The 18,112-nt window shown below is 36.6% G+C and carries 13 protein-coding genes; 7 read left to right on the top strand and 6 right to left on the bottom strand.

Going from position 1 to position 18,112, the window contains the following annotated elements; all coding sequences use genetic code 11:
- Window positions 1–407: 407 nt before the first annotated feature.
- Window positions 408–923 (top strand): hypothetical protein, encoded by a 516-nt coding sequence (locus SP041_RS15530; protein WP_025565746.1) that lies wholly within the window; start codon window positions 408–410, stop codon window positions 921–923.
- Window positions 924–1,112: 189 nt separating this feature from the next.
- Here SP041_RS15530 and SP041_RS15525 read toward each other — a convergent pair whose 3' ends face one another.
- Complete coding sequence (locus tag SP041_RS15525; protein ID WP_025565747.1) at window positions 1,113–2,261, bottom strand: methyltransferase; 1,149 nt, start codon at window positions 2,259–2,261, stop codon at window positions 1,113–1,115.
- A gap of 117 nt (window positions 2,262–2,378) precedes the next feature.
- Here SP041_RS15525 and SP041_RS15520 point away from each other — a divergent pair, with 117 nt between their 5' ends.
- Together SP041_RS15520 and SP041_RS15515 are read left to right on the top strand one after the other, a co-directional pair.
- Entirely contained in the window at window positions 2,379–3,464 is a 1,086-nt protein-coding gene (locus SP041_RS15520) for a glycoside hydrolase family 18 protein (protein WP_025565748.1), read from the top strand.
- A gap of 100 nt (window positions 3,465–3,564) precedes the next feature.
- Window positions 3,565–4,164 carry an alkylphosphonate utilization protein gene (locus SP041_RS15515; protein ID WP_025565749.1) on the top strand — a complete coding sequence of 200 codons (600 nt, stop codon included), beginning with the start codon at window positions 3,565–3,567 and terminating at the stop codon, window positions 4,162–4,164.
- Between the two features lie 162 nt (window positions 4,165–4,326).
- Here the strand turns inward: SP041_RS15515 and pyrC are convergent, their stop codons facing one another.
- From pyrC to pdsR, 4 genes are all read right to left on the bottom strand, one after another.
- Window positions 4,327–5,358 (bottom strand): dihydroorotase, encoded by a 1,032-nt coding sequence (pyrC, locus tag SP041_RS15510; RefSeq protein WP_025565751.1) that lies wholly within the window; start codon window positions 5,356–5,358, stop codon window positions 4,327–4,329.
- Window positions 5,359–6,600: 1,242 nt separating this feature from the next.
- Window positions 6,601–7,560, bottom strand: a complete 960-nt coding sequence (locus tag SP041_RS15505; RefSeq protein WP_025565952.1) for a coproporphyrinogen III oxidase — start codon at window positions 7,558–7,560, stop codon at window positions 6,601–6,603.
- 248 nt (window positions 7,561–7,808) lie between these two features.
- The gene (gene pdsS, locus SP041_RS15500) at window positions 7,809–10,073 is read right to left on the bottom strand and encodes a proteobacterial dedicated sortase system histidine kinase (RefSeq protein ID WP_025566181.1); all 2,265 of its coding nucleotides are present in this window, start codon (window positions 10,071–10,073) and stop codon (window positions 7,809–7,811) included.
- Window positions 10,073–10,780 (bottom strand): proteobacterial dedicated sortase system response regulator, encoded by a 708-nt coding sequence (pdsR, locus tag SP041_RS15495; RefSeq protein ID WP_025566180.1) that lies wholly within the window; start codon window positions 10,778–10,780, stop codon window positions 10,073–10,075. Before pdsR ends, pdsS begins: the two co-directional genes overlap by 1 nt.
- Before the next feature lie 225 nt (window positions 10,781–11,005).
- Here pdsR and SP041_RS15490 point away from each other — a divergent pair, with 225 nt between their 5' ends.
- From SP041_RS15490 to SP041_RS15475, 4 genes are all read left to right on the top strand, one after another.
- Window positions 11,006–12,313: an OmpA family protein gene (locus tag SP041_RS15490; RefSeq protein WP_025566179.1), complete on the top strand. Its 1,308-nt coding sequence runs from the start codon at window positions 11,006–11,008 to the stop codon at window positions 12,311–12,313.
- Window positions 12,314–12,902: 589 nt separating this feature from the next.
- Window positions 12,903–13,754 (top strand): HAD-IIB family hydrolase, encoded by an 852-nt coding sequence (locus tag SP041_RS15485; protein ID WP_025566178.1) that lies wholly within the window; start codon window positions 12,903–12,905, stop codon window positions 13,752–13,754.
- 16 nt (window positions 13,755–13,770) lie between these two features.
- Window positions 13,771–14,994 (top strand): glycosyl transferase, encoded by a 1,224-nt coding sequence (locus tag SP041_RS15480; protein WP_025566177.1) that lies wholly within the window; start codon window positions 13,771–13,773, stop codon window positions 14,992–14,994.
- A gap of 183 nt (window positions 14,995–15,177) precedes the next feature.
- Complete coding sequence (locus SP041_RS15475) at window positions 15,178–16,950, top strand: sugar phosphorylase (RefSeq protein WP_025566176.1); 1,773 nt, start codon at window positions 15,178–15,180, stop codon at window positions 16,948–16,950.
- A 118-nt stretch (window positions 16,951–17,068) separates the two neighbouring features.
- Here the strand turns inward: SP041_RS15475 and SP041_RS15470 are convergent, their stop codons facing one another.
- Window positions 17,069–18,052, bottom strand: coding sequence for a DUF3014 domain-containing protein (locus tag SP041_RS15470; RefSeq protein WP_025566175.1), 984 nt, complete (start codon window positions 18,050–18,052; stop codon window positions 17,069–17,071).
- Between the last annotated feature and the right edge of the window lie 60 nt (window positions 18,053–18,112).

The raw sequence follows: 18,112 nt of genomic DNA, 5'->3' as shown, positions 1-18,112 counted from the left end.
GAAGATGTTAAACATTTTATTTTACCCAAAAAAAGAAAACACCGAACGTTTTCACGTTCAGTGCTCTATATTCCATCTAGATATCCGTTAAGATATAAGCCTAAAATCTCTTAACCGAACGGCATTGCGCTGTTCGTGGGGCTTTTTTATATCAGTTTTTTCTTATTTTTAATAAACAAAAAGTTAAAGTGGGCTCCTCAAAGGCAAATCACTAAATTTTCTTTAAAACGAGTTGTCGTGTTTTTGTATCGCATTAGTTTTGATTTTCTTTATAACAATTAAATAAAAATAATTTTTATAAGAGAAAAGGATTTATTTGTTTAGAATGTTGACTAAGAGTTGCATAGGTTTAATGATCGGGCTTTTAGCCTAACACTTTTTTTATTTCGTTTGTTATAAGGTAAAACATGAATTTAGTTAAAGTACTGCCAACATTAATGTTTATTTATTCAATGCCGAGTTTTGCTGCAGAAGTCAGTACGGCTGAATCTACTCCAACAGTGTCATCAATTACTGAAAAGAACTTATACGGTACTTGGTTATGTCAACATGAAGTAGAAGAGCCTAATACTAAAATGTCGATTAAGGTAAATTATAAAATTAATTATCTAACTAATGGTCAATCTAACGGCAGTGGTTATTTGTTTTTTAAAATTAATGGTATGCCTGAGCTTAAGTACAGTGTGACTGATAATTCTACCTGGGCGCTTAAAGGGAATGAACTCAATATTAAATCTAAAGATGTTAATTTTAAAAATGTAAGTCATCCTGAATTAGAAGCACTTTTAAATTTAAAAAAGATCTTACCAGCGACGGTTAATGAATCAGGAACAATAATGGCATTAACGCAAACAACACTTAAAGTTAAATCTGCCTCTTATGGTGAAGTGTATACGTGTGGAAAAGTAGTAACTCGAAGTTAAGCTTATGCTCTAATCGCGGCATATTGAATGAGTGCATTTATTGAATAGTGTGTTTAGTTAATTTTTATTACGTGGATTCAGATGATAAGTGGGTTGAGATAAAAGGAAATTTAAAAAGGCTGTACTAAAACGAGTACAGCCTTTGATATTTTTAAAGACAGGTTATAACACCTGTTTATTGCGACAAGATTAGTCGTATTTTACTGCACGTAAAACAACAAACTTTTTGTTTTCAGCAATCAACTCACAATTACCAAAAATACGATCCAATTTGTCTTGGTAATCTAAATGGCGATTACCAACAATCACTAACTCACCGTTCACTGCTAAACAAAAATGCGCGTCGTTAAACATGCTCCATGCGATATGATCAGTGATGGCATGTTGTTGGTGGAAAGGCGGGTTACATAGAATCAAATCATAGCTACGTGCTTTGAAACCAACAAGACCGTTATTAACAACAAAACGTGTATTATCAGAACGTTCTTCTTCGAAGTTTTTTAACATGTTGATACGTGCTGAATCAACTGCCATGTACGACTCATCGATAAAGGTAATTTGCGCTTCTGGGTAAGCTTCAGCAGCCGACATGCCCACAACACCATTACCACAACCTAAATCAACCACTTTAGTAAAGTCGCCTTCAGGTAAGTTATCCATCAAATAACGGCCGCCAATATCTAAATGGTTACGAGAGAATACATTTGCATGGTTATGAATTTTCCATTCTAAACGCTCTATTTCCCAAGTAATAGCGACTTCAGTTTCTGGAATTTCATTTTGGTCTGGCAAGCTAAAGATCAAGCGTGATTTTTTCTTCGCTAGTGATGTTTTAGTCGTACCGATATATTTTTCAAATAAAGCTAGCGTAGATTTATGGATAGCATCGACTTTACCTGCTGCAACAATAATCGTGTCTTTATCGATAACCGCACTTAATTGTTGTAGTTGATATTCTAAAAATGCCAATGTTTTAGGGACTTTAATTAACACAACTTTTGCATTAGTTGGTAGTTCTTGCAAACTATCTTGAATTAATAGTGTCTCAGGAGTGCAATGGTTACGCTGCATATTCAGTTTAATTGAACTAACTGATAAAAAAGAATCCGAAACAACGGTTCTTTCAATTTCATTAAAATAACAACTTAATGCACCGAAACCATCATTGATGATTAATAACTGCCCATCTTCAGTAACGTATTTACCAAGTTCATTTTCATTGAAATGATTGATCAGGTATTCATCTGCTGAATCCCACGCTTGTAATGTTTCATTCTTACGACGCGGGTGACGATGTAAAATTAAAGTTTTATCTGCAATTATTAATGCTTCATTCATAGCTTTTGCCTAATTTGGTAATTTATATAGAGTTAATTTACCATTTTAACTTGCTTGACCGCTTAAGGTAAGTGATATTATCGACCATACCTAAAATGAATAAGAATAGGACGCTTCGTGATTAAAATTATAAGCTCAAATAAACTAATAAAAACACTATTAATGTGTATTCCATTGTTCGCTTTAGCTGCTTGTGACAATCAAGTTGATGACATAATAGAAGATATTATTGATGGCACAGATGAAGCAGCATGTGGAGAGGATGTTACAACAGTTAATTTTAAGCAAATTGCTTATTGGTCTGTTAGTGATGAAGAAACACTTGATGATATAGATTTTGGCATGCTTACTCATATTATCTATAGCAAAATAGGTGTGGAATCTGATGGTGATTTGATTTTACCAACAGGTGACGATTTAGACGAATTTGAAGAGATGATTGAATTAGCACAAAATGCTGGTGTTTTTGCAATGGTTTCATTCGGCAATTCAAGTGACTCTGCTTTTAATGCGATTGCAGCGAGTGATACTGCTTTAGATAACTTTGCCGATAATGTTGAAGACCTGATTAAAGAATACGATTTAGATGGTGTTGATATTAATTGGCAATTTCCCGAAAATGATGATGAAGGTGACCTTTTTGAAGATCTCGTTAAAGAGATTTCTGAAGTAGCGGAAGATCAAGGCGTACTATTTAGTTTTGTTGTTGATACAGGCCAAGATGATGATGCAACAGATGACGGTGTTCAAGATGATACGCTAGATTACCCAGATTTTATTAATGTGATGGCATTAAATACAACAGACAATGACGACTTACACTCGTCTCTAGAAGATGCCGAAGAGGCAATAGAATATTGGACAGATCGTTGTGTAGTAAAGAATAAGCTAGTATTAGCTATTCCATTGTATTCAGATGGTGATGGAGTGTTAAGTTTTCGCGAAATAGCTGATGATGACCTTGATAATGTCTGTGTTGATGAAGCAGTTAACGTTGAAGATGAAGATGGTAATCGGTTTGATGATATTAACTATAACGGCATTCCAACGGTCAATGATAAAACTGAATATGCACAGTCATTTGCAGGTGGAGTAATATTATCGTCACTAGAACAAGACTATTTTGAAGAAGGGGATTTTTATTCGATATTAGCCGCGGTTGATTGGCAAGTCGCCGGTGGACCGAATGATATTTGTGATTAATTGCTATTAATAATAAGCCTACTATTTCGTGGTTTTTATTGTGGTTAAAAGGGTGCATAATAGCGCCCTTTATTTACCCTACTAACTATAAGGTCATATTATGCCGATCAATGCCGCTTTAACAGAACGTAGTAACGGATGCTGTGAATTATGTTCATCTACCAATGAACTGTCTATTTTTGAAGTGCCACCTGTTAAAGAACCTAATTCAGATAAATCAGTATTAGTGTGTTCTACTTGTTTACCTCAAATTGAAAAAACAGTAGAGATGGATAATAACCATTGGCGTTGTCTTAACGATAGTATGTGGAGCCAAGTTCCTGCTGTTCAAGTTACTGCTTTTCGTTTACTGACACGCTTAAGTAAAGTGGGTGAAGTTTGGGCTCAAGATTTATTAGATATGATGTACATGGAAGACGAACAAAAAGCATGGGCTGAATATGGGGTTGCTGCAGACGAAATAGAAGCGGTTGCACCAACTCGTGATTCTAACGGTGTGGTTTTATTAGCGGGTGATAACGTTACGCTAATTAAAGACTTGGAAGTGAAAGGTGGTAACTTTACGGCTAAGCGTGGCACACCTGTACGTAATATTTCACTAACTGATAATCCTGAGCATATTGAAGGGCGTGTTAACGGTGTTCGTATTGTACTGTTAACAACTTACTTAAAGAAAATGCCATTATTTGAAGATAAATAATCCGGCTATTTACTACGCTCTTTAAGTAAAAAAAGATGGTTATATATAAAAAAGGGTCATATTACATTATGTAATATGACCCTTTTTTATTAGCTGATTTTACTTAAAAATTTTTGAAACAGTTTAATATTAACTACTTACTATTATTAACGACTTATTAATTTAAACTACTTTCCAAGTCATCTCTTCGTTTGCCTTGATAGGTACAACAACATCATTACCAAAAACTAATGTTTCAGGTACTGTCCAAGATTGTTTTTCTAAAGTAACAGTATCTGTGTTACGTGGTAATTCATAAAAATCAGGACCATTAAAGCTAGCAAAACCTTCTAATTTATCTAATGCGTTTTCTGCTTCAAAGACTTCTGCATATAATTCTAATGCTGCGAAGGCAGTATATGAGCCAGCACAACCACAAGCTGATTCTTTTGCACCAATTGAATGAGGTGCAGAGTCAGTCCCTAAAAAGAATTTTTTACTTCCGCTTGTTACCGCTTTTACTAATGCTGCTTGGTGAGTATTTCGTTTTAGAATTGGTAAGCAATAAAAGTGAGGTTTAATACCACCTACTAGCATGTGATTACGGTTAAACATTAGGTGATGGGCTGTAATGGTTGCACCCACGTTATCACTTGCTTTATTTACAAAATCTACTGCATTTGCAGTAGTTATATGCTCAAGTACGATTTTAAGGTTTGGGTAATCAGCCACAATCGGTGCTAGTACTTCTTTCAAGAAAACTTCTTCACGGTCAAAGATATCGACATCATGTGAGGTCACTTCACCATGTACTAGTAATGGCATATTCACTTCTTGCATTGCTTGTAATGCCGCTTTGATATTATCTGCGTTTGTTACACCTGAATCTGAATTGGTCGTTGCACCAGCAGGGTAAAGTTTTGCTGCATAAACGTGGCCAGATGCCTTGGCTTTTTTGATCTCTTCCGCACTTGTATTATCAGTTAAGTAGATAACCATTAATGGCGTAAATGTGGCTGTTGGCTTTTCTGCCAAAATACGTTCACGGTATGCTAATGCGCTTTCAGTTGTCATGACTGGAGGCACTAAATTCGGCATTACAATAGCTCTACCCATATAACGGCTGGTATCACGTACGGTATCTTTCAATACTTCGCCATCGCGTAAATGTACATGCCAATCGTCTGGACGGGTAATCGTTAGTTTGCTGCTCATAAAGTGCTCCGCATAATAAAGGGGGGAAAAGAATTGCAACGATTTTAGAAGTATCAAAAGGGTAAGTAAAGGTCTAGTTAAGGTTGTTGCGGATATAGAGGGAATGTAGATAAAGTCGTGCCGTAAAAGACGAAGTGTAAGCGGGAATATTTTATAAAATGTTATGTAAAGGAAAGAGTTTGTCTGAAGTTAATTAACAAAATATTTTTAGCCCACCGCTTTTTATTGTGTTGACTTTGATTTGGGGCGCATGGCGAATTAAGCGACAGCCTAGTGTCATGAGCGGAGGAGCTCTGCGATTCCTGTTTGTAGCTTGCAGAGTTTTTGATGTTATGATTTTGATTTGGGGGCGCATGCTTCAGCTTGCAGGATTTTTGGTGTTGAGGTTTGTCATCTACGGCTTTCTAACATAAATTCAACACATAACCCCCTGCAGGCTAAAGCCAGCGCCCCGAAGTCAAAGGCTCACAGTCAATATACAAAAACAGCAGGCTAAAATTAGCTCCGCTAAACAATTTTCAACAATAAATTGATTTCTCTGCTTTGACTTAAGGCTTTCTGTGATTCCTGTTATTAGCTTGCAGGTTTTGGTTTTATTTGGGGCGCATGGCGAATTAGGCGGCAGCCTAGTGTCATGAGCGGAGTAGCTCTGCGATTCCTGTTTGTAGCTTGCAGAGTTTTTGATGTTATGATTTTTATTTGGGGCGCATGGCGAATTAAGCGACAGCCTAGTGTCATGAGCGGAGGAGCTCTGCGAGTCCTGTTTTCAGCTTGCAGGATTTTTGGTGTTGAGGTTTGTCATCTACGGCTTTCTAACATAAATTCAACACATAACCCCCTGCAGGCTAAAGTTAGTTTCCCATAGTCAAAGGATCTAAAGCCAACACACAAAAACTGCAGGCTGAAGTTAGTTTCCCGAAGTCAAAGGATCAAAGTCAATACACAAAAACGGCAGGCTAAAGTTAGTTTCCCGAAGTCAAAGGATCAAAGTCAATACACAAAAACTGCAGGCTAAAGTTAGTTTCCCGTAGTCAAAGGATCTAAAGCCAACACACAAAAAATGCAGGCTGAAGCCAGCGCCCCGAAGTCAAAAGATCAAAATCAAGACATAAGTCTCTGCAGGCCAAAGTCAGTGGTCCGAAGTCAAAAGATCAACATTAAGACATAACTGATTGCAGGTTAAAGCCAATGGCCTAAAGTCAAAGGCTCAACACCGGGACATAACTCTTTGTTAAAGTGTGATTACTTTAAGGTTGCGTAATGTTGGCGAATAGCTAATGCGATATTTGCTTTTATTTCTGGTGTGATGTGAACACTTTTTTGCTTAGGTAGAGTATCAACTAATGCTTGAACTAATGGTTGTTGTGCTTCATCGGACAGCGCTATCCAACTTGCTAACAAGTCTCGGTTTATATAAGCAGGTAAAGAACCTAGTGTGCCTACATCGTTTTGATTATGTATTAATAAGCCTGCAGTAGTCCCTTTGTCTAAGGTTAATACCTGGTAAAAATACAACGTATGGTAATCAAGTTGTTGTTGTAATTCACTATCAGAAGGGGGTGCTAAACGACTAAATTTCTCTGTTAGCAATGCGATATAACAATCAATCACTTCAGTGGCAAAATCAATAGAAAAGGCTTTTGGGGTTTGTTCGTTCCCAGTAAACCCTTCTAAATAAAAGTGGCTCACACCACGATGTTTATTTAAGGCAGGAATATAAAAATATTGATCGCCTTGCTCTACACCGCTATCAAACCACTCGCCACTGACTTTTTTCAACATATCATTAAACAAAACATTATCGTTTGTGTCTTCAACTGCTGGGTTTAAATCTGCCATTAAGCGCCAGAATTGCTTGCCGTTTTTAAGTTCTGTCCAACTAACATGAATATGTATTGAAGGAGCTAACGGATGTTGAGGGTGGATAATTGTTGATAATGCAGTAGCAGATAGAAAAGCTTTGTCAGGTCTATCTTCATATTGTACTTGCGATACATTCACTGACGCTCGATTAAATATGGTATTAGTGCTGGCTTCAAATCGCTTACCACCACCATGAGAGCCGTTATCGCGTAGCCACTCTACACTTTTAAAGCTTGTTCCAGTGGATAGTTTTTCTAATTTTTCTACAAAATAAAATTGTATTTTACTGAGTTGAGTTAATGCAAATTGAGCTTCATCTGAGGTGGCGAATACGCGCATTGAAAATCCTGTATTGATATAGTGTTAGCTATGTAAATATCTAGCTTTATAAATGTAATACCGATTACATTAAATAAGTGGTCTAAATTTAGCGCAGGAAAAATGGCTTAGTTTAAGGCGTAAATTGAGCTAAATGGTTGTTCCCTTTACGAAATTTACAACGAAAAAATAAGTTATTTTAACCAGTAAAATAGATCAGTTAATTAGTGTGATTGGTATAATCAGTCTATTTAACCAAACATCTTAATTTATAGCGCCAATAAGGGAAAGCGAATAGTGACGATCACCCCAGTTAATTGATGATTATTGTCAATAGATAGCGTGGCTTGATGGTAATCACAAATCATCTTCGCAATGTATAAACCTAAGCCTAAATGTGTATCATGCTGTTGCGATGAAGGTCTGATAGACACCATTGATTGGAATAAGTCTTGTTGTTGATCTGTTGCTAATAACGGACCTGTATTTTCAATGGTTAACACCGCAGAGCTGTCTTTTTTAGTTAAGCGGACACTTATTGCTTTACCATCAGAGGAAAATTCAACGGCGTTATGGACGATTTTATCCAGTAATTGCACTAAAAAGTCAGGATCGGCATTAACCAATAAACTATCTTCACCTAAATCCTCAATGAAGTTTGATTGTTTATAAATCATGTCATAACCCTGTAAACAGCTATTAATCAGCATTTTTAGACCGATAGTTTGTTTTTCACCTTGTTCTAAACTTTGTTCAATCCGGCTCGCTTCACTCATACTGGTCAGTATTTTATTAAGTCGGATGATTCCCTGTTGAGAGCGCTGTATGTACTTTTTTTGTTCATCGTTTGCAGGTAATAACGCTAAATTCTCAAGAGAAGATCTGACGACAGCAACGGGTGTGCGTAATTCATGAGATAGGCGTGCTGACAATTGCTCAACATAATGATGGTATTGGCCTAATCGTTTTACCATATCTGCCATGCTACGTGATAAATCTCCAATTTCATCACTGTGTTGACTTGCGTTGAATTCTCCATTTAAACGCCCATTGTTATCGAGGATATGTTCGCTTTGATCGCGTAATAGCCGAATGCGTTTTACCACGGTAGAAATAAACAAAAATAGTAAAATACCGGCAATGAAAATGATAGCAATCAACACATTAAACATTTTCTCTAAAGCTTGATTTCGTAACGTTAAAATCCCGTGATTTGTTTCTTCAGCAAGTACAACACCAACAACTTTACCGTTAATGAAGATCGGATGTGCCGCACTCAAAATCGATACTTTTTGATCTGCGTTCAATCGCCATTGTGTCGCTGCTTTACCCGTGAGGGCTTCATCAATTAATGCATAATCGAGTTGCGTGGCATTTTTTGCTGCATCTACAAAACTGTTGTCGGGTTTGTCTAAGAGTAAATCATAGAGTGGCGATAATATTAATGATTCTATCGTTGACCAAAAGCTGTAAGGGGCGTTTATTTCTTCACTTTTATTGGAAATAAAGCCGTTGCCATCAGAACTATTGTTTTTTTCATTCCCATTATTTTTTTCAGTCTCATTATTGCCATCAGAGTAGTAGTCACTAGGCCAGGTGCCTGTCGCTTGGTGAATATCACCGGTCTTTGCTATCACGCGTTGCTGCCTATCAACCACCCACAATCGAGAACGGGTATGGCTCATGGCTAATAATATATTCTCAATTTCAGGAGAAGGGATTAACACGCTGCCGAGTTTATTGATGTCTAATAGATTAGAAGTGCTGATGCTGTTATCAATATTACCGCTGTTGAGAGTTGAACTCGTATTTAATTGAAATCCTAACTTATCGCCTAGTAATGACAAAGGGAGACGTAGTTCGATGTTATAGCCTTGTGGAGTCGACTTCCAAATACCTTGGATAGATTTTTCGCGCGTTACGTTTGTCGCATAAATACTGTGTTGAGGATATCGATAACCATTGAACCAGCCGTCTTCAGCGACGGAAATAATATAACGTTGTAACTCACCTTGAGGGGAACTCATGGCAATAATGAGGTGATCATTGTCCGTTATGCTTGAACTAGCACTTTCACGCTTAACGGGTTGGGGGTCAAACACTTCAAAATAGGCATATAAATAACCGCCTTGTTTACCTAGCCATTGATTGAAACGAACATCATCCTGATTATGTTGAGTAGCCTCGCTAGTGGTATTTGAGTAAGTAGCATTTGAATAAGTGTTGTTAAGCGTCTTAATAGCAGCCCAATCCTTTATATTACCATCAAGTAAAATAGGATCTTTTAAATCGTAAACATAAAGATCATGACCTTTCTTAAAATCAGCTATTGGTGTGTCATCTTCATTAAATAAACTAGGGCGTTCATGCAAGGCAGTTGCTACTGCGCTGGTTGTGCCGAGTAAGGTTTGTTGTTGGCCTAAACGTAAGAAGTTTTCCATTTCAATAACAAATTGATAGGCAAACCAAGGCAGCAATAACAATAAGCTACTGAGTGTTAATAACTTACTACGCAACCCCCACTTAAACCTCATTACGCTTGTGCCTCTGGGGAGATATCCCAACGATAGCCCATGCCATAAATCGCGGTTATTTCATCAAACGCGGAGTCTATGTGTATAAATTTTTTGCGGATACGTTTGATATGAGAAGTGATGGTATTGTCATCGACCACCATATTGGCGTCGGTCATTAATTGTTGACGACTTCTGACGACACCTGACTTATTGGCCAACGCATGAATGATCCAAAACTCAGTAATAGTCACTTCAAGCAGTTGGTTATTCCAGCTAATCTGCATTTTGTCATTATCAATGGTTAAAGCACCACGTGTTAAAACAGAAGACTCTGTAGTTTGGACTGATTGACTTAATTCTGTGCGTCTAAATAGGGCACTAATTCGCACCATTAAATGTTCTAAACCAATTTCTTTACTTAAATAGTCGTCTGCACCTAAACGCAATCCTGAAATACTATCAAAATCATTATCACGAGCGGTTAGAAATATAATAGGAATCGTTGCCGATAATTGACGTAATTGCTGACACAATAAAAAACCTCCATCGTATTCATGGCCTAAACCAACATCAATAATGGCTAAATCAGGTAAACGGATTGTGAATGCCTGCATTGCTTGCTCTCTACCTTCGTAACCCTCTACTTGATAACCATAACGCGTCATAAGATCGGTATAGTTTTCTCGGATACTTTGGTCATCTTCAATAATTGCAATACGTTTCATGTTCGCTTTCATTCCTATTTATTGGTTCATTTACTTATTTTAGTGATTCATTGTGGCGCTGGTGGAGCGTAAAAACAATCAAATAAACCCTTTGCCATTATTTGAACATAATTGATCATTAGTTTGCCTTTTTTACTCCCTAATTTTGCCATTTAGGTTTGTTGTAATACTGACATCTAAACAGCAGCCGAAGTTGCATTATTAATCTCAAAAGGGGTAAACATTATGAATACTCAATTACCAAAAAAATCATCTCATCTTAAAAACACGCTCGTTGGTGTTATTGCGCTTTCTGCTTTAACGGGAGGGTTGTTGTTATTAGAAGATTACCGTTCTAATAAAGAAGCAATGAAATTTTCTGAACACTTGAGTCGCTACACGGTACCAGTAAAAGCAAATAATAATGGTCTTGATGGTGAACGCAATAATGCCGCTTTTTTTAAACGTACTCAAGACGACAGCCTATTAACAACAGACATTAGTGAACAAGCTGCGATTGCAGAGCAGAATTTATTATCGGAACGTGAAAATTCTATGCATAGCGCTGTAGGACTTAGCACAGCAGAACTTAACTCTTCAAAATTTAGTTCATCGAAACTTAGATCATCGAAAGAAGCACAAATTGATAATAAAGGTTTAAAAGGTTTAGAAAAGAATAAAAATGACGTCACTGATGTGTATTTCGCTCTCTCTTCTTCAGTGATTGCACCTGAATATAAGCTGGAGTTGGTATCAGTCGCAGAGCACATTAAGTCTCAAGTAGAGACTAAACAGTGGCAAGTCGTAGGGAATACAGATAAATCGGGTAGTGCAACTTATAATCTAAAACTTGCAAAAGAGCGTGCAAAAAAAGTAGCTGATTTTCTAGTTAATCAAGGTGTTGCAGAAAATCAACTGACTCTAATCACTTTAGGTGAATACGAAGCAATGCAATTAGCTAACAGCACTTACAATTATGGGTTAAGAAAAGTGCGTGTCATGGAATACAAGCCAGAAACGCAGGAACTGGCAATCACGGTGCAAAAGCGTAATGAGAAAATAGAACAAAGACGTATAGCATTAATTGAGCGAAGAAAAGATGAACAAAAAAAGCAAGAGCAACAAACAACTTTGTTTGCTAAACAGCAAGAAAAGGCAGTAGGTCAGAAACAGAAAAACACACCAATTAATATGTACGTTAACGATCCTGAGACCGTGCAAGTTAATACCGATTTATTGTTAGATGAAATTAACTTAGGTTTTGATCAACAAGGTAATTCAGACGCTAACTTAAATCATTCTAAATTAAGCCAGTCTAACTTAGGTCAGTCTAACTTAAGCCAATCTAAACTGAATAAAACCTCTTCAAAGATAGCAGATGAAACGACAGTACCTGAGTCGAATGAACAGTTAAAATCAAACAATGATGAACTCAATTCAGATGAACAAGTGAATAATAAAAAAGAGGGGAATGAGATTCTATTAGAAAGTGTTCAAGTGTCATCAATTAGTAACTTATCACTATTAACGTCTACTTCAAATTACTCACTTTAAGGGAATCAATATGATTAAATCAACTAATTCAACTAATTCTACAATGGTAATTAAGCGCTTATTTAATCTTAACGAGTTGGTCAATGCGACAGTGATATCGAGTACAAGTTTATTCTTTTTAATTTATTTTTTGATGTAAATGAATTGAAGAATAAGACTAAATGTATTTTCAAATCAATTATTAACCGTTATTTTCAATTGACGACTAAGTGATGTCCTTATGTGGTAAATGAGGTATTGCTTGGTCGTTTTTCAATCTAAGTCATTAAGTAATACATTTGAAATGCAGGAAATTAATACAAATTGTTTAATTTTTGCGTAATTAATGTATTGTAGAAAAGCTTACTTTTTATTTATTAGCTAGATTTATTCGCATTAATAGGAAATGAAACGGTTCATTTTAATATTAATGAGTACTAATACTTAGCATGGAATTAATATTGAATTGTAGTGAATGATATAACCTTTAGTTTTTTTAAATAGTTAAAAACAAAAGTAAATAGTTTTTTTTTGTACAAAATAGTGTGCTATAAATATATCGAACAAGGTAAAAGAGCTCAAAGTATCTCATCAAATAAACGGAATATAGATGAATAAAAAAATATTGGTGTTTACCGATTTAGATGGAACATTATTGGACCATTATACTTATCAAACTGATGACGCAACAGACATGATAATGAGGTTAAAGCAGAATAATATTGCGATAATACCTAACAGCAGTAAAACACTTCCTGAAATTCAATTAATTCGTCAGCAACTCAACTTAAACTCTCCTTTTATTATTGAAAATGGCGCGGCCATCTACATCCCTGTTAATTACTTTCCAACACAACCTGCAGATACCCAACTAGAAAATGGATTTTGGGTTAAATCATTTTGTCCAAATAAAGATCATTGGCTAGCACTGTTAAAAAATAACGCAGATTCATTCAAAGAGGCTTTCCAAGGTTTCTCTGGCATGACAGTAGAACAACTAGCAGAACTCACCGGTTTAAGCCTTGAAAATGCAGCATTGTCTAAGCAGCGCCAATATGGAGAACCTTTAAATTGGTTGGGAAGTGAAGAACAACAAGAAAAATTCACTCATCTCATGGTTAAGTTAGGTGCAAACGTTTTGCAAGGAGGTCGTTTCTTACACATCAGCGGCCACTGTGATAAAGGCCAGGCACAAGCTTGGTTAACTGAGCAGTATAAGCATAACCAAATGTCCATCGATTTAGAGTCATTGCCTAATCAAATTGTGACCATCGCACTAGGCGATGGCAAAAATGATATCGCTATGCTTGAACAAGCAACAATAGCGGTACAAGTTCGTTCACCTGTCCATGACTTCCCTGAGTTAACAAGGAATGAACATGTTTTTCAAAGCAGCCTATATGGTCCTGCTGGGTGGGCGGAATGTTTAAACAAAATTTTATCATCGAAATTAATTTATTGAATTAAGGAACTGACAAATGGCTGATTTTTATCAAAATGGCATTGTGACTACAATGCATAATTTAAGACAACGCAGTAATGAAAACCTTGAAGAAGAGCTAAAGTCATTTTCAAAAACGCGTCCGATGGGCTTAATATTACCTTCTCTTTTCTCTGAGCTAGAAGGTGATGCCTTCCCAGATATTGTTGACCACCTTAGCGAAGTGCCTTACCTAAGTGAAATCGTCATCGGGTTAGACCGAGCAAGTGAAGAGCAATACCGACATGCCCTTAAATTTTTCAAAAAACTACCTCAACATCACCGTGTATTATGGAATGAAGGCCCTCGATTAAAAGCACTTGATGCTAAATTACAAGCATTAGGCGTAGCACCGAAAGAGCTCGGTAAAGGGCGTAATGTTTGGTATTGCATGGGCTATACCTTAGCTTCTGGTAAAACGGAATCAGTGGCATTACATGATTGCGATATCGTCACTTATGACCGTGCATTATTAGCGCGTTTAATTTATCCTGTTGCTAACCCTGGGTTCAACTACGAATTCTGTAAAGGTTTTTACTCTCGTGTTGCTGATGGCAAAATCAATGGTCGTGTATCGCGCTTATTGGTTACTCCGTTGGTTAAAGCGTTGAAAAAGACTATTGGTCACAACGAGTACTTAGACTTTATTGATAGCTTTCTTTACCCATTAGCGGGCGAATTCTCATTCCGAAAAGATGTATTAACCGATTTACGTATTCCAAGCGATTGGGGATTAGAAATTGGCGTACTGTCTGAAATGCATCGTAACTATGCGAGTAACCGTACTTGTCAGGTAGATATTTCAGACGCTTACGACCATAAACACCAAGATCTATCGTTAGATAATGTCGATGGTGGTTTATCGAAAATGTCAGTTGATATTACTAAGGCATTCATCCGTAAATTAGCCACACAAGGTGAAACATTCAGTACTGAAAGCATCCGTACGTTAAAAGCAACTTATTACCGTATCGCGCTTGATTATTTAGAAATGTATCGTGGTGATGCGATGATGAATGGTTTGAACCTTGATATCCACAATGAAGAAAAAGCCATTGAAATGTTTGCTGAAAACGTGATGACAGCAGGGCAGATATTCTTAGATAAACCAATGGATACGCCATTTATTCCTTCTTGGAGCCGTGTGATCAGTGCGATGCCAGATGTGTTAGAACAATTGAAAGAAGCGGTTGAATTAGATCATCAAGAGTTTAGTGAATAATAAGAACACTTGAATGTAAGTATTCATCTATTCGACTATTTGATCATTTATTTTAATAAGTAGGTCAAGTTAGTTAAATTAGTTGGCGAGTTAAGAAGCTCTAAATAATGAATTGTAAATAAAAAACCATTGTCAATTTGTTCTACAAAAAGTGAACAATTGGCAATTAATAAGGGGAATGTTATGGCAGAACAGAATGCCGAAGAAAATGAGTTGCTTGTGTTAAAAAACAAATTAATACAACAACTTACTTTTATTTACAAAGACGTCGATCAACCCGTTGATTATGATGAACTTAGCGATCAATTAATAACGTTGATGCGATTAGACGAAAACTGCCATACACCTGTCGCTTATCAAAACCATTGGTCACAAAAAGACGTTATCATGATCACCTATGGTGACAGTTTACTAAAAGCCGATGAAAAGCCACTAGAGACGTTAAAACACTTTCTAGACAATCACATCGGTAACAGTGTTAACAGCGTTCATATTCTCCCATTCTTCCCTTATAGCTCAGACGATGGCTTCTCAGTGATCGACTACTCAAGCGTTAATGACTCACTAGGTGGTTGGAAAGAAATACAAAGCATAGCCAAAGATCGTCGGTTAATGTCTGATCTAGTGATTAACCATTGTTCTAGTCGAAGTGCGTGGTTTGATAACTTCATTAAAGGCGAAGGCATTGGCTATGACTTCTTCTATACCGCATCACCAGATGATGATTTGTCAGAGGTGGTTAGACCAAGAACCTCTGACCTATTAAGAGAAACAGATACTGGTAAAGGCACACAACATGTTTGGTGTACTTTTAGCCATGACCAAGTCGACTTTGACTTTAGAAACCCTGAAGTATTAAAAAGCTTTGTTTCAATCATTCGTTTGTATCTCGACATGGGTGTAAAAATACTGCGTTTTGATGCCGTTGCTTTCTTATGGAAAAAGCTAAATAGCAGTTCTATCAATCTACCAGAAACCCATGAAGTCGTGCGTTTACTGAGAACACTGTTAGAGCATGCGGTGAGTGATGCGGTTATTATCACTGAAACCAATATTCCCAATACACAAAACCTTACTTATTTTGGTAATGCTAATGAAGCACATGCCATCTATAACTTCTCTCTACCTCCTTTATTAATTAACAGTTTAGTGACTGGTAATTGCTTGTACCTTAAACGTTGGTTAATGAGTATGCCGCCCTCGCAAAATGGGACCTTCTACTTTAACTTTATTGCCTCGCATGATGGGATTGGGTTAAGACCAGCAGAAGGGCTGTTAAATGATTATGAGCTAAGTAGCTTAGTAGAAACCATGCAGGAGTTCGGCGGTAAAGTGTCTTGGCGCACCACTGAAACAGGTGAACCTAAAGCCTATGAAATCAATATCGCGTTATATGATGCGTTACAGGGCACAACCAAAGGTAGAGATAGCTTAGGGCTACAACGCTTTATCTGTGCACATGCCATTATGTTTGGATTAGAAGGTATTCCAGGTGTTTATATTCATAGTTTGTTAGGCACACAAAATGATTATGAAAAAGTAGAAAATACACAACAAAATCGTTCTATTAATCGTCATCGTTGGGATTACCAAGAGCTACAGGGGAAATTATCTGACAGTGAGAATCATCATGCGGTTGTGTTAAGTTCGCTTAAAGGTTTACTTGACCTACGTATCAAACAACCGGCTTTTCATCCTAATGCCACTCAGTTTACCTTACATCTAGGGTTACAAATGTTTGGTTTCTGGAGACAGAGCCAAGATAGAAAGCAAAGTATCTTTTGTATTAGCAATATTACCGATCACGAAATGGAATTAGCGATTCATGATTTAAATTTAATCATGACAGATAATTGGTATGAATTGATTTCAGGTGCTGAGCTAGACATGCAACAAGAAATGATCACATTAGCGCCTTATCAAACCGTTTGGATAAGTAACGTATTTCATAAGTAATCTTTTATAAGAAATTACTTAATAAAAATGACTTCATAAAAAAGCCACTATTAGATATCAACTAATAGTGGCTTTTTTTACTGATGGTTTATCAATAGTATTATATTGCTTAACCATTTTAGTCTTCTTGACTTAATAGCGCGGGCTCACCAGTTTTTTCTAGTGTTGACGATGAATAAACTTCGTCACTTTCCATACTTTGTTTAACCAATTCAGCTTGAATACTTCTTAACTTATCTTGTACCTTAGTTAAATTATCAGGCCCTAATCTCAATAGTAATTTTTGAGCGTCATTTAATGATTCTAAAGCAGGGTTATTAAATAAATACATAACAGAAGGGGACTTCAACGTAATTGGCCCATTAATAACCGGTACACTCAACGCCATGTCGATTGCATCATTCAATACATCGTCAAATTTAGTCCCTTCACGTGCAACTTCAGCATAAGATTCATCAACTAATGGCTTAAATGTATTGTACGCCTGTACCAGTTGTTGACTATCCAGTGAAGCAATGTAATTACTGTAATCGTCGTATCGTTTATATCCGTATATTGAGACATAAATTTTGCCATCGCTTCTTTTTACTTTAAAAGGTTCTTTAGGTGGAAACAAAGGGCTAAAGCTTGTAATTAAATCTCCACGGCTAAAATTATCAATAAAAACGACCGTACTGCGTATTAAACCGCTTTGTAATAAATTGTCCGTTATTAATGCTGTTTCACTAAACTCATCAATAGCAGATAAAACAAGATCGTCTGACTCATCTAATAAAGGTAAAGGGTTTTCCTCTTCTACTTCTTCAACCACTTCCGTTGGTTGTGCAGCAGATAAAAGCGTGGTGACTTCAGATGGTTCAATAACATCAACCGCTTCCTCAATAACGTCCTCTTCAATAATAGGTTTCTCTGCGACTACTGGCTCATTCAGGAAATCAAAATTAAAATCATTGGAGACACCCAAACGTTCCATTAATCGATGATGTTCATTAGGGTAAGTAAAATAAAAAATGCTATAGCCAAACATAGAAACACAAATTGCTATAAGAATGATATTAAGCCATGAATAAGGTTTTTCTTTAGGTAAGTCAGGATAAGCCATAGACAAATTACTCCTTTATAAAAATAGATAACTTGCTGATCTCTTATATTAAATCAACAA

The sequence above is a fragment of the Psychromonas sp. SP041 genome (assembly GCF_000470315.2).
Taxonomy (GTDB): domain Bacteria; phylum Pseudomonadota; class Gammaproteobacteria; order Enterobacterales; family Psychromonadaceae; genus Psychromonas.
Note: the sequence above shows the minus strand (reverse complement) of the source record. Positions and strands in the feature narration are given on the sequence as shown.

Coding starts and splice junctions, on each gene's coding strand:
- SP041_RS15530 (WP_025565746.1), top strand. CDS start 408: ATGAATTTAGTTAAAGTACTGCCAACATTAATGTTTATTTATTCAATG.
- SP041_RS15525 (WP_025565747.1), bottom strand. CDS start 2,261: ATGAATGAAGCATTAATAATTGCAGATAAAACTTTAATTTTACATCGT.
- SP041_RS15515 (WP_025565749.1), top strand. CDS start 3,565: ATGCCGATCAATGCCGCTTTAACAGAACGTAGTAACGGATGCTGTGAA.
- pyrC (WP_025565751.1), bottom strand. CDS start 5,358: ATGAGCAGCAAACTAACGATTACCCGTCCAGACGATTGGCATGTACAT.
- SP041_RS15505 (WP_025565952.1), bottom strand. CDS start 7,560: ATGCGCGTATTCGCCACCTCAGATGAAGCTCAATTTGCATTAACTCAA.
- pdsS (WP_025566181.1), bottom strand. CDS start 10,073: ATGAGGTTTAAGTGGGGGTTGCGTAGTAAGTTATTAACACTCAGTAGC.
- pdsR (WP_025566180.1), bottom strand. CDS start 10,780: ATGAAACGTATTGCAATTATTGAAGATGACCAAAGTATCCGAGAAAAC.
- SP041_RS15490 (WP_025566179.1), top strand. CDS start 11,006: ATGAATACTCAATTACCAAAAAAATCATCTCATCTTAAAAACACGCTC.
- SP041_RS15485 (WP_025566178.1), top strand. CDS start 12,903: ATGAATAAAAAAATATTGGTGTTTACCGATTTAGATGGAACATTATTG.
- SP041_RS15480 (WP_025566177.1), top strand. CDS start 13,771: ATGGCTGATTTTTATCAAAATGGCATTGTGACTACAATGCATAATTTA.
- SP041_RS15475 (WP_025566176.1), top strand. CDS start 15,178: ATGGCAGAACAGAATGCCGAAGAAAATGAGTTGCTTGTGTTAAAAAAC.
- SP041_RS15470 (WP_025566175.1), bottom strand. CDS start 18,052: ATGGCTTATCCTGACTTACCTAAAGAAAAACCTTATTCATGGCTTAAT.